Origin of the sequence: Lentzea sp. JNUCC 0626 (assembly GCF_043632865.1) — a bacterium.
In the GTDB taxonomy this organism is placed as follows: domain Bacteria; phylum Actinomycetota; class Actinomycetes; order Mycobacteriales; family Pseudonocardiaceae; genus Lentzea.
On record NZ_CP171635.1, the window covers coordinates 4,480,029 to 4,490,111 of the forward strand.

General features: G+C 70.8%; 13 protein-coding genes. 3 read left to right on the plus strand and 10 right to left on the minus strand.

The features are described 5' to 3' along the window. The first annotated feature begins 50 nt into the window (after positions 1-50). Positions 51-1,154: a helix-turn-helix domain-containing protein gene (locus JNUCC0626_RS19430; RefSeq protein WP_394621179.1), complete on the plus strand. Its 1,104-nt coding sequence runs from the start codon at positions 51-53 to the stop codon at positions 1,152-1,154. Here the strand turns inward: JNUCC0626_RS19430 and JNUCC0626_RS19435 are convergent. From JNUCC0626_RS19435 to JNUCC0626_RS19460, 6 genes are all read right to left on the minus strand, one after another. Beyond that, a complete protein-coding gene (locus JNUCC0626_RS19435; protein WP_394621180.1) occupies positions 1,151-1,618 on the minus strand; it encodes a DUF6346 domain-containing protein in 468 nt (155 codons plus the stop codon). The genes JNUCC0626_RS19430 and JNUCC0626_RS19435 overlap by 4 nt on opposite strands. Next, positions 1,618-2,670, minus strand: coding sequence for a hypothetical protein (locus JNUCC0626_RS19440; protein ID WP_394621181.1), 1,053 nt, complete (start codon positions 2,668-2,670; stop codon positions 1,618-1,620). Before JNUCC0626_RS19440 ends, JNUCC0626_RS19435 begins: the two co-directional genes overlap by 1 nt. Next, positions 2,670-2,966 carry a hypothetical protein gene (locus JNUCC0626_RS19445; RefSeq protein WP_394621182.1) on the minus strand — a complete coding sequence of 99 codons (297 nt, stop codon included), beginning with the start codon at positions 2,964-2,966 and terminating at the stop codon, positions 2,670-2,672. The genes JNUCC0626_RS19440 and JNUCC0626_RS19445 overlap by 1 nt, the downstream gene beginning before the upstream one ends. Further along, positions 2,963-3,475: a YbaB/EbfC family nucleoid-associated protein gene (locus JNUCC0626_RS19450; protein ID WP_394621183.1), complete on the minus strand. Its 513-nt coding sequence runs from the start codon at positions 3,473-3,475 to the stop codon at positions 2,963-2,965. Before JNUCC0626_RS19450 ends, JNUCC0626_RS19445 begins: the two co-directional genes overlap by 4 nt. Before the next feature lie 128 nt (positions 3,476-3,603). Continuing rightward, the gene (locus JNUCC0626_RS19455; protein WP_394621184.1) at positions 3,604-4,497 is read right to left on the minus strand and encodes a ParB/RepB/Spo0J family partition protein; all 894 of its coding nucleotides are present in this window, start codon (positions 4,495-4,497) and stop codon (positions 3,604-3,606) included. A gap of 79 nt (positions 4,498-4,576) precedes the next feature. Then, on the minus strand, positions 4,577-4,969 hold the full coding sequence (locus JNUCC0626_RS19460; protein ID WP_394621185.1) for a CoA-binding protein: 393 nt from the start codon (positions 4,967-4,969) through the stop codon (positions 4,577-4,579). Positions 4,970-5,081: 112 nt separating this feature from the next. Here JNUCC0626_RS19460 and JNUCC0626_RS19465 point away from each other — a divergent pair, with 112 nt between their 5' ends. Beyond that, complete coding sequence (locus JNUCC0626_RS19465) at positions 5,082-5,507, plus strand: YciI family protein (RefSeq protein ID WP_394621186.1); 426 nt, start codon at positions 5,082-5,084, stop codon at positions 5,505-5,507. On the opposite strand, the gene JNUCC0626_RS19470 is transcribed toward JNUCC0626_RS19465, so the two are convergent. Then, positions 5,501-6,280: a PucR family transcriptional regulator gene (locus JNUCC0626_RS19470; protein WP_394621187.1), complete on the minus strand. Its 780-nt coding sequence runs from the start codon at positions 6,278-6,280 to the stop codon at positions 5,501-5,503. The genes JNUCC0626_RS19465 and JNUCC0626_RS19470 overlap by 7 nt on opposite strands. Before the next feature lie 115 nt (positions 6,281-6,395). Beyond that, positions 6,396-7,316, minus strand: coding sequence for a PucR family transcriptional regulator (locus JNUCC0626_RS19475; protein WP_394621188.1), 921 nt, complete (start codon positions 7,314-7,316; stop codon positions 6,396-6,398). 106 nt (positions 7,317-7,422) lie between these two features. Here JNUCC0626_RS19475 and JNUCC0626_RS19480 point away from each other — a divergent pair, with 106 nt between their 5' ends. Continuing rightward, on the plus strand, positions 7,423-8,133 hold the full coding sequence (locus JNUCC0626_RS19480) for a Crp/Fnr family transcriptional regulator (protein WP_394621189.1): 711 nt from the start codon (positions 7,423-7,425) through the stop codon (positions 8,131-8,133). Between the two features lie 68 nt (positions 8,134-8,201). Here the strand turns inward: JNUCC0626_RS19480 and JNUCC0626_RS19485 are convergent, their stop codons facing one another. Both JNUCC0626_RS19485 and JNUCC0626_RS19490 read right to left on the minus strand, forming a co-directional pair. Next, on the minus strand, positions 8,202-9,206 hold the full coding sequence (locus JNUCC0626_RS19485) for a beta-ketoacyl-ACP synthase III (RefSeq protein ID WP_394621190.1): 1,005 nt from the start codon (positions 9,204-9,206) through the stop codon (positions 8,202-8,204). A 74-nt stretch (positions 9,207-9,280) separates the two neighbouring features. Then, a complete protein-coding gene (locus tag JNUCC0626_RS19490) occupies positions 9,281-9,955 on the minus strand; it encodes a helix-turn-helix transcriptional regulator (RefSeq protein ID WP_394621191.1) in 675 nt (224 codons plus the stop codon). Positions 9,956-10,083: the final 128 nt, after the last annotated feature.

Below are 10,083 nucleotides of genomic sequence, written 5' to 3' on the forward strand. Positions count from 1 at the left end.
GACATTCCGCATTGGCAACTTTGTCCACGTCCACACTTCCGGGGGAGGGGGTGAAGTCGTTGTCGCCCACGTTCGCCCAGGAGGTTCGCCGCCTGCGCAACGAGCGCGGGCTCTCGCTCAGTCAGATGACCGGTCTCGTACCGTACAGCAAGGGACACCTCAGCAAGATCGAGAACGGTCAGGTTCACCCGAACCCCGAAATGGCGCGGCTCTTCGACACCGTCCTGCAGGCCGACGGCCACCTGATCGACCTCGCCGACGCCCCCGCCCGCCCCGTCCCGAGCGACCACACGACCCTGCTGGCGTTCGACTCGATGTTCGACAGCCACCGCGCCCTGGGCCACCGCCAGAGCCCGGACATCGTGCTGTCGAGCCTGCGCCCCCAGGTGGACATCCTGAGCTCGATGGCCCGCTCCGCCGACGACCCGAGCCTCGGCCGCGGCCTGTGGCTGCTCGCGGCCCGCTACGCCGAGTACGCGGGCTGGATGGAGCAGGAACGCGGCGACGACGCCTCCGCCGCCGAACTCACCCGCCGCGCCGTCCAGTACGCGACCAAGGGCGGCGACTCCGACCTGGAGGCCTACGCCTCCGTGCGCCAGTCGGAGTTCGCGCTGTACCGGGGCGACGCGCGCGCCACCGTCGCTTTCGCCCGCAGGGCGGGTAAATCCCGGTCGGCAGCCGTGCAAGCCGTGGCCGCGCAACGGGAAGCGCAGGGCTACGCGCTCGCCGGGATCGCCGACCGCTGCCAGGACGCCCTGGACCGCGCCGACGAACTCCAGCGCACGGTCAGCGAATCCCGTTACGGCACAACGAGTCTCGTCGACCAGGTGGCCATCGCGCGCGCCTGGTCGTTCCACGACCTGGGCCGCCACTCCGAGGCCGCCGCCATCCTCGACACGCAACTGCCGCTGATCGCACCGGACTCCCTGCGCGCCCGCACCCGCTTCGGCCTGCGCCGCGCCCTCGCGCACGCGGCGGCGGGCGAGGTCGACCACGCCTGCGCGCTCGTAGTCGACCTGCTGGGCGACATCCGCCAGGTGCAGTCGGCGACCGTCCACATAGACCTGACGGCGTTCAGCAAGTTGTTGTCCCGCTTGCGACCTGCGGCCGGCCGCGAGGTGGCGGCCGAGATCGCCGACATCCTCTTCGCCTAGGGAGCAGGCGGATCAGCCGGCGCGGGCTCCTGCCGGAACCGTTCGGGGAAGGCTGGAACGGCGACGTGCGCGATCACGAACAGGTACAGGATGGCGAAGACGAACGTGCAGAGCCACCCGACGAAGACGTGCGGCCGTTCGTCCGGTGCGACCTGCGCCCGCCGCATGGTGTGGGCGGCGTACTCCTTGCCGATGTCCGACGGGTCGAGCCAGCCGACCACCTTCGAGTAGTTGACGGTGCCGTCGTCGAACCGGCGCTCGATCCTGCACTCGTGGTAGTAGCCGAAACCCCGCCAGGCCACCGGCCCCTTGCGTTCGCAGGACTGCGCCACCGCGATCATGTCGGCGTTCTTCAGGTCTCCCGGCGCCGCCTGGTCCCAGAAGAAATTGAAGATCGTGGCGCCGAGCAGGTAGCCCAGGAACGGAACCAGCAGGAAGGCGAAGATCCGGTGCAGAGCCTTCATCAGCCTTCTGCCTCTTCTTCTTTCTGCTTCTGCGCGAGCTCACGCCAGTCCAGCCAGCCACCGTTGTCCCAGACCTTGGCGACCTCCTTGCGGAACTCCTCGCCCATGGCGGGGCCGATGTCCTTCGGCAGCCCGGTGAGGCCGTCGACCACGACCTTCCTGGTGGCCTGACCGGCTTCCGACGCCATCTGGCCGAGGTCGAACGCTCTGGTCTTGCGGGCGAGGTCCGCGGACTCGGCGGCCCGCAGCACGGTCACGAAGTCGTCGCCGCTCTTGGTGAGGTTCTTGCTCGCGTTCGCGAGGATGTCGTCGAGCTTCTTGAACAACCCACCCGCCTTGCCGAACGCGCTGGTGAGTTTGCGGCACCACTCAAGGCACTTGTTCGCGTAACGCACGGCGGTCGGCACGCATTCGGCGACCGCACCGGCGACGCCCGCGCCGAACGCCGCCATCGCCGGGGCCCAGCGCAGGCAGATGCTGATCAGCTTGCCGACCGCCTCGGTGATCAGGTCGCGCACGATGTCGCGGACGACCTTGAGGATCGTCCGGCAGATCGTGATCAGGATGCCCATGCCACTGGCCGCGGTGCCGACGGCCGCGTAGGTGTCCGCACGGTCGTGGCCGAACGTGCGATAGGCGACGGAGTCATCACCCAGCCACTGGCCGGCGTCCTGGTCGATGGCGCTCTTGAGGTCGGTGGAGATCTCGTCCAGGTAGCTGCCGACGGACTGCCAGGTCCGCGCCATGCCGTCCAGCGTCTGCTGGTCGCCGGTCAGCCAGTCGAGCGGGTCCTTGAGGAAGCTGACGTGCTCGAACAACCAGCCGAGGCCCGAGCTGAACAGGTACGCGAGCGGGTCGGTGGCGAACTTGGCGAAGTCACCGGCGGCGCTCGCCACGTTCAGCAGGCCTTCGGCCCAGTTGCCGTCGGCGAACCCGTTCACCGCCTCGGTGGCGTCGTGGAACATCCCGGCGCCCTCGGTGCCCGCCGTCGGAGCACCTTTGCGGACCAGCGGGTTCGGGGCCTGCGCAGGCCCCACGCTCGCGGTGGTCATCAGTCCTCCGCCCGGAAGCGGTCGCGCTGCGCCTCTTCGTTGTCCTTGACGTCCTCGCGCCACGCGAGCACGCGCTTGTGGTGGTCGGTGGCGGCCTCGGCGGCTTCCTTCAGGACGTTCATCGCCCTGTGCTGCGCCCCGGAGCAGATCGCGGCCAGCGGGATGCCGAGCAGTCCGAACGCCTCGGGGTTGTCCGCCGCGCTGCCGGCGCCGACGGCGGTGTTGACGCGCGCGCCGATCTGGTTGACCCGCCCTGCATGACTCTCCATCTCGCCGAGATCGATGCGGTAGTTCACCGGAGGAAGCCTCCGTCGCTGAAGTCGTCGTCATCGTCGGCGCGGTGCCGGGGCGTCCGCGGCGGTGGCTGCTGCGGCGGTGGCGGCACGCCGTCGTCCTCGATGGCGCCGAGGCGCTGTTCGCTGGGCGCCCAGCCCTCCCGCCCCTGCTCGGGCGGAGGAGGCTGGGCGCTGCGCAACTTGTCCATCATCATGTGCATGGCCTCGGAGTCGGCGCCCAGCAACGGCGCCATGGCCTCCCCGACCGTGTTCGCGACCTTGCTCTGCGCGGCCTGCACCGTGCGCAGGACGTCCTGCGCGACGACGGCAGAGTCCTTGCGCTGCAACGCCTGCCCGAGCTCCAGGCCGACCAGGTTGCCGGCGTCGTTCACCGTCACCGCGATCTGCCCGTCCGGGCTGCGTTCGGTGACCCGCAGGTGTGCGAGGGTCTCGCGGATGGCATCGCCGCGTGCCTGAGCCTCGGCGAGCTTGCCCTCGTACTGGCTCAGCAACTGGTCCGGGTCGATCACGCGTCCCCCAGGATCGCTTTGACGTCGTCGATCCGCAGATTAGCGCAACGTCTTGACCCAAACGGACCATTCGCCCGATCCGGCGACCCGTCCGACACGAACGACCCGCGAACGACCCCTCGAACGACCTAGGAGGCCGCGCGCCCTTCGCGTTCGAGCGCCTCCGCCATCTCCACCCAGGCCTCCGCGCACCCGCGTGCCATGTCCGCCACCAGTTCCCGGCAGTGCGACGGCACCCCGGACACGACGGTCGCCCACTCCCCCTGCGACACGGCGTGCGCCTCGAGCCAGCGCAGCACCAGCCGCCCGTGTTCGTTGAACCGCAACGACGGATCGCGCCGCAGGATCGGCAGCGTCGCGTCCGGGTCCCGGATCTCGCCGCGGGGCGAGGGCAGCACGGCCTCGGCGCGTTCGGCCGCGCGCATCCGCTCCGGCACGGGATCGAGCCCCATGCTCAACCGCCGCCGCACGTCCCGCACGGTGCCGGGTGACACCCCCGCGGCGCGGGCGATGTCGCGCAACGACGCGTCGGGGCGTTCCTCGACCATCCGGCCCGCCAGGCGACGGCCTGCGGCGGAGTTCACCGGGCGGATCTTGCCGTCGCGGCCGATCCGCACCGGCGCCTGGCCGCCGACGGCGCGGCGCAGCACGCCGACGGACTTGGCCGCGAGGCCGGTGGCGGCGGCGATCGCGCGGTCCGACCACTGCGGGTGCGAGCGCAGCAGGCGGCGGGCGGCGGCCTCGCGGTCGGCGGTCGAGAGAGTCGAGAGGTTGAGCGACACGGACAGGCCGAACACGTCTTCTGCCGGTCCGTCGACGTATTCCACCTCGACGGCGCGGCAGCCGCGCAGCACGGCGGCCTTGAGGCGGTGGGTGCCGTCGACGACCTTCATCGTCGGGCGGTGCACCACGATCGGCGGCAGGTGGGCGCCGGACGACGCGAGCGACCGGATGAAGTCGTCGTTGTGGCCGCGCAGCCGCGGCGAGTCAGCGGACCGCAGCGCGGTGATGTCTACGAGCATGCGAAATCGAGCCCCCCAGGCTGATGTCCCCCAGAACCCCCAGGTGTCCGGGTAAGACCAGAGCAGGTTAGCTACTTGTTCAACGGGAGCGCCACTCAATCGCGGGACAGGTGTCCATCACCATGCGTAGTCCGGCCGCACGGGCACGTGCGTACGCGGCGTGGTCGACGACGCCGAGCTGGAACCACACGGCCTTCGCGCCGATCGCCACGGCCTCGTCGGCGAACTGGCCCGCGTCCTCCGAGCGGCGGAACACGTCCACGACGTCGACCGGGAACGGGATGTCGGCGAGCGTCGCGTACCCCTGCTCACCGTGCACGGTCGGCGCGGACGGGTGCACCGGCACGATCTTCCTGCCGCGCTCCTGGAGGAACCTCGCCACGCCGTGCGCCGCCCGCGACGGGTTGTCCGAGAGCCCCACGACGGCCCAGACCTGGCAGTTCTCGAGGATCCAGTCCACGTCTTCGCGCATACCTCCAACACTAACCCTGTGACGCCGGTCACAATTCCCGCGAGCCGGTCGAAACAGCGGGGACCCCGATCGACGCGTGGGTAGAAACGCACCGGACACGAAGGAGATCGAGATGCGGTTCATGGTCATCGTCAAGGCCAACGAGGACTCCGAGAGCGGCAGGATGCCGACGACCGAGGAGCTCACCGAGATGGGCAACTACAACGAGGAGCTGGTCAAGGCCGGTGTGATGCTCGCGGGTGACGGCCTCTACCCGAGTGCGAAGGGCGCGCGGGTCGCGTTCGACGGCAAGGGTGCGACGACGGTCATCGACGGTCCGTTCGCCGAGGCCAAGGAACTCATCGCGGGCTTCTGGATCTGGGAGCTGCCGAGCCTGCAGGACGCCGTGGAGTGGCTGAAGAAGGCGCCGTTCTCCGAGGGCGAGGTCGAGATCCGCCAGATCCACGGCCCGGAGGCGTTCGGCGACGCGCTGACCCCGGAGATCCAGGCGCAGGAGGACCGGCTGCGCGAGCAGGTCGCGGCCCAGCACGGTCAGTGAGTGCGCGGCAGCGGTACTTCCGGCGCTGAGTGAGCGGTGAGCGCGACGCTCAGCGTCAGCAACGCCCGCGGCGAGGTCGGACGGCAGCCGGTGAGCCGTTCGATCAGCCGCAGGCGGTGGTCCAGGGTGCTGCGGTGGACGTCGAGCGTGCGCGCCGCGGCCGTGCGGTTGCCGTCCTCCGCGATGAACGCCCGCAGCGCGTCGAGCAACGCGGGCTGCGCCACCAAGGGTTCGATCATCCGGGCCAGCCGCGCGGCGACGTGCGCCTGGCGCAGCACCGCGAAGTCCGCCAGCACGTTCCGCAGTTCGTAGACGCCGGGCGCGCGGCCGGACGCGATCCGCAGAACGTCCTCGGCCGTCGCGCGGGCGGTGGCGATGTCGTGCCGGGGAGCCCAGGTCACGGCCAGCCAGACGTCCGCGCCCACCTGGTCGTGCAGTGCGCCGGCCAGCGCGGTGTGGTCGTCCTGCGCGCACGGCAGCAACGCGTACCCGCCGCGCGCGCCGTCCAGCACGAGTGCGTCGTGGTTGCCGCGCAACGCTTCCACGACCAGAGCCGCAGTGTCCTCTGTGGACGCGCAGTACGCGATCACCGCGTACGACAGCGCCAGTCCGTCGACACTCCCGTTGTCCTGCCCGGAGAGCAGGGATTCGGCGAGCTCCCGGCGGGCCGCCACGTCCTCGACGGGTGGGAGGTCGAACGGGGCGAGGATGTCCCGCAGCGCGTCTCTCAGCAGCACATCGCCCAGCAGCCCGCTGTCCAGCACGGTGGTCACGCGTCGCCTCCTCGGGTGTCGCTGTGGTCGTCCCACCGAAACGCTAGGGAACTGTCGACAGTCGGCACAGCGGGCTTGAGGGAGGCTTGACGTTGGCCAAGATCGACTGTTCCGGTCAACCCCGGGCGTGCGCGCGGCTCGTGCTGATCGCCGTGCCGAGAACGGCGAGGTCACGCGGGTTGACCGGGCTGAGTCCGGTGAGCTGCTCGACCTGCCAGAGCCGGTAGTCGATGGTGCTGCGGTGGATGAACAGCTTCCTGACAGCTGACGCCCGGTTGCCGTCGGCCTCCAGCAGCGCCAGCACCGTGTCCACCAGAACGGGGTTCGCCAGCAACGGCGCGACGACCCTGTCCAGTTCCTCCCGCACCTCCGGTGTGTCCGTCAGCGCGCTCTCGAACAGCACGTCGTCGATCCGGTACACACCGGGCGGCCTCCCGAGCGACGCCACCAGCGCGTCGATCTCGTCGACCTCCTTGCGCGCCAGCGGAACGCGCGCTGCCGGCCGTTCGGCGACGCACAACCACACCTCGCCGCCGAGCTCGGCGCACACGTCCCGGCACGCGGCGAGCGCGACGGGTTCGGCGACCGGCAGCAGCACGTGACCGGACGAGGAGAGCAGCACCGTCCCACGTCGACGGAAAGCGCTTACCACCCTCTCTGCCAAGGTTCCGCGCACCGAAACGACCGAATAGCACGCAGCGGCGGAGTCCGGCGCGTCCCCGGCGAGGACCGCGTCCGCGAGCCCGTCCTCGCCCACGCAGAACGCGGACATCAGCTCGGCGGCCAGCGCGGTTCCGGCGGCGGCGACGGCACGGGCGTCACCACCGGCGTCGAGCACGGCCTCGGTGAGCGCCCTGTCGGTGTCCCGCAAGGCCGCGACCACCTGGGAGACAGGTGTTTTCGCGGCCCGCAGTCGGGCGCCGACGCGGTGCGCGGCCATGACGGCGGCGGACTCCCAGCCGTCGGCGGCCGCGGCGGCGGCGCGGTAGACGGTGAGGAACTCCTCGTGCAGCAGGAGATTGACGTCGAACGGCACGGGCGCTCCCCTCTCTCACCTCAGGCAAGGGTTCCAGCGGAAGCAGTGGGGAAACGCCCAGCGTTGTCCAGCGCAACGCCAGTGCCGCCAGCAATAGCGTCGGTGCATGGCACCTCAGCTGCTCGCCCCGGCGCGGCCGCCGATCCTCGCCCCCTCCTCCGAGGCGTGGCGCCAGTTCGTGCAGGCGCTGGACCCCGTCGAGTTCGGCCGCGGCGACGTGCTGCTGCGGCTCGGCGCCCCCACCGAGCACCTGTACGTGCTGCGCTCGGGCAAGGCCAAGACGTGCTGCACCTCCCCCGACGGCCGCGAACTCGTGCTCGACTTCCACTGCCCCGGCGACCTGCTGGTGGAACCGACCCTGTTCGACGCGGCGCCGTCGGTGACGACGACGGTCGCGCTCACCGACGTGAAGGCGGGCCGGATCGCGCGCACCGACCTCACGAAGTGGCTCGCGCTGTGCCCGGAGATCACCGAACGGCTGCTGGGCTGCGTCGCCCGCCGCCAGCGCGAGTCGCACCAGATGCGCATGGACGTCGTGCAACTGGACGCCCCCGCGCGGATCGCGAAAGCGTTGCTGCGCCTCGCGGGACGGTTCTCGACGGACCGCCGCACCGCGCCGTTGATGATCGAGGACCTCACCCAGGAGGAACTCGGTCAGTACATCGGGGCGCGCCGCGACACCGTCAACAAGACGCTCGCGGACTTCGCCCAACGCGGGTGGATCGCGATCGAGCGCAAGAGCATCTTCCTCACCGCCCCGGCCCAGCTCGCCCGCCGGGTCCGCGTGGGCATGCCCGCGGTGCCCGCGCAGCGCTGACCCCCACCGGAAAACAACAACGGCCGGGAGGACTGCCCTCCCGGCCGTTCCACGTACTCAGTCCGTGCTCACTCCGCCAGGCTCAGCTCCGGCCACACCAGCGTCGTGGCGCCCCAGGTGAGGCCGCCGCCGAACGCCGTCAGCAGCACCTTCTGCCCGGCGCGCAGCTCACCCGTCCGCACGCCGTGCGCGAGGGCCAGCGGGATCGACGCGGCGGAGGTGTTGCCGACGTCGGTGATGTTGGAGACGAACCTGTCGCGCGGCACGTCGAGCTCGGCCGACACCGCGTCGAGGATGCGGACGTTCGCCTGGTGCGCGATCACCCTGTCCACCTCGGACGCGGCCCAGCCCTGCCGCTTGACGGCGTTGCGCGACGCCTCCGACATGCGGGCGACGGCGTTCGCGAAGACCTGGCGGCCTTCCATCTGGAAGAACTCGTCGCCGGGCGGGGGCACGACGTCACGGGAGGACCGCTGCCGCGACCCGCCGGCCCGCACGGTGATCAGGTCGGCCAGCCGGCCGTCCGAACCGAGGTCGAACGGTCCGAGCGCGCCCGGTTCGTCCGGGGACCCGGCCCGCAGCACCACCGCGCCCGCGCCGTCGCCGAAGATGACGGACGTGGTGCGGTCCTGGGGGTTGAGGATCGTCGAGTAGGCGTCGCCGCCGACGACCAGCAGGCTGTCCGCGATGCCGGCCGTGATCAGCCCGGCGCCGACGCCCAGCCCGTACACGAAACCCGTGCACACGGCGGCGATGTCGAACGCGGGCACGTCGATCAGCCCGAGCCGGGACGCGATCTCCGGCGCCGTCGCGGGACACGGCCGGTCGGGCGTCGTGGTCGCGAGGATCACGCCACCCACGCCGGGCACCCCCGCCGACCGCAACGCCCGTCGCGCCGCCTCGACCGACAGGTCGGAGGTGGCCGCGCCCGGCTCGATCACGTGCCGGGTGACGACCCCGATCCGGGACCGGATCCACTCGTCGGTCGTGTCGAGCCTCGCGATCAGCTCGTCGTTGGTGACCACCCGCGGCGGAAGCCACGACCCGAGTCCAGCGACCACCGCTGCACGCATTCTCCGACCTTCCTCACCATCCGTCCGCCCGCGCCTCCGGCCGGAAGCAGCGGGGAAACACCAGGTTGCGGGCCTTACTTGATGTAGTCGGCGGAGACGACCGGCGGCCAGCTGGCGACGCTCAGCACGCCCAGGCTGTAGGCGCGGGACACCAGGGCGGCGCGGTTGGGGGCCTTGAGCTTCTTCAGCATGGTGCCGACGTGGTACTCGACGCCCTGCCGCGACAGGAAGAGGCGCGACGCGAGGCGCACGGTCGAGACGCCGGTGGCGATGCCCTCGAGGATGCGGGCGTCGAGCTCGGTGAGGATGCGGTTGCGGTCGACGACGACGGCGTTGGGCTGCTCGGCCTTCTCCGGGTTCACGACGACGACGAACTGCACCAGGTCGCCGTGCACGTCGTGGACGGCGATGCCGGTGATGTCGCCGGTGAAGACGGCGTGGTGCGGGCCGATGCCGGCGAGGTGCTCGACGAAGCGCTGGCGGTGGCCGTCGACGAGGCGGTCGAACTGCTTGCGCATCGGGCCGTGCACGCCGGGGTGCAGCAGCTCGTAGAAGCTGGTGCCGAGCAGCGACTCGCGGGAGTGGCCGAACTGCTTCACGAAGTCGTCGTTCGCCTCGACCACGCGCAGCTGGAGGTCGAGCCGGGCGAGGCAGAGTCCGGAGCGTTCGAGCAGGGAGCGGAACACGTCGGCGTCCGGAACGCCGGCGGTGCGGTCAGTGACGAACGGGCCTGCGGCAGCGGTGTACATCGGACTGATTCCCTCTCGATCGCGACGAACTCGGCAATTCCGCGTCCGCGGTGCGGCCGGACGGGCGGAAGAGAAACTTGAGGCGGCTCGAGGTGATCTAGGACTATTTCTCGATTTCGACCTCGATG

Excerpts from the sequence above, each read along its gene's own strand:
- JNUCC0626_RS19435 (WP_394621180.1), bottom strand. The coding sequence starts at position 1,618 with ATGAAGGCTCTGCACCGGATCTTCGCCTTCCTGCTGGTTCCGTTCCTG.
- JNUCC0626_RS19440 (WP_394621181.1), bottom strand. The coding sequence starts at position 2,670 with ATGACCACCGCGAGCGTGGGGCCTGCGCAGGCCCCGAACCCGCTGGTC.
- JNUCC0626_RS19455 (WP_394621184.1), bottom strand. The coding sequence starts at position 4,497 with ATGCTCGTAGACATCACCGCGCTGCGGTCCGCTGACTCGCCGCGGCTG.
- JNUCC0626_RS19460 (WP_394621185.1), bottom strand. The coding sequence starts at position 4,969 with ATGCGCGAAGACGTGGACTGGATCCTCGAGAACTGCCAGGTCTGGGCC.
- JNUCC0626_RS19465 (WP_394621186.1), top strand. The coding sequence starts at position 5,082 with ATGCGGTTCATGGTCATCGTCAAGGCCAACGAGGACTCCGAGAGCGGC.
- JNUCC0626_RS19480 (WP_394621189.1), top strand. The coding sequence starts at position 7,423 with ATGGCACCTCAGCTGCTCGCCCCGGCGCGGCCGCCGATCCTCGCCCCC.
- JNUCC0626_RS19485 (WP_394621190.1), bottom strand. The coding sequence starts at position 9,206 with ATGCGTGCAGCGGTGGTCGCTGGACTCGGGTCGTGGCTTCCGCCGCGG.
- JNUCC0626_RS19490 (WP_394621191.1), bottom strand. The coding sequence starts at position 9,955 with ATGTACACCGCTGCCGCAGGCCCGTTCGTCACTGACCGCACCGCCGGC.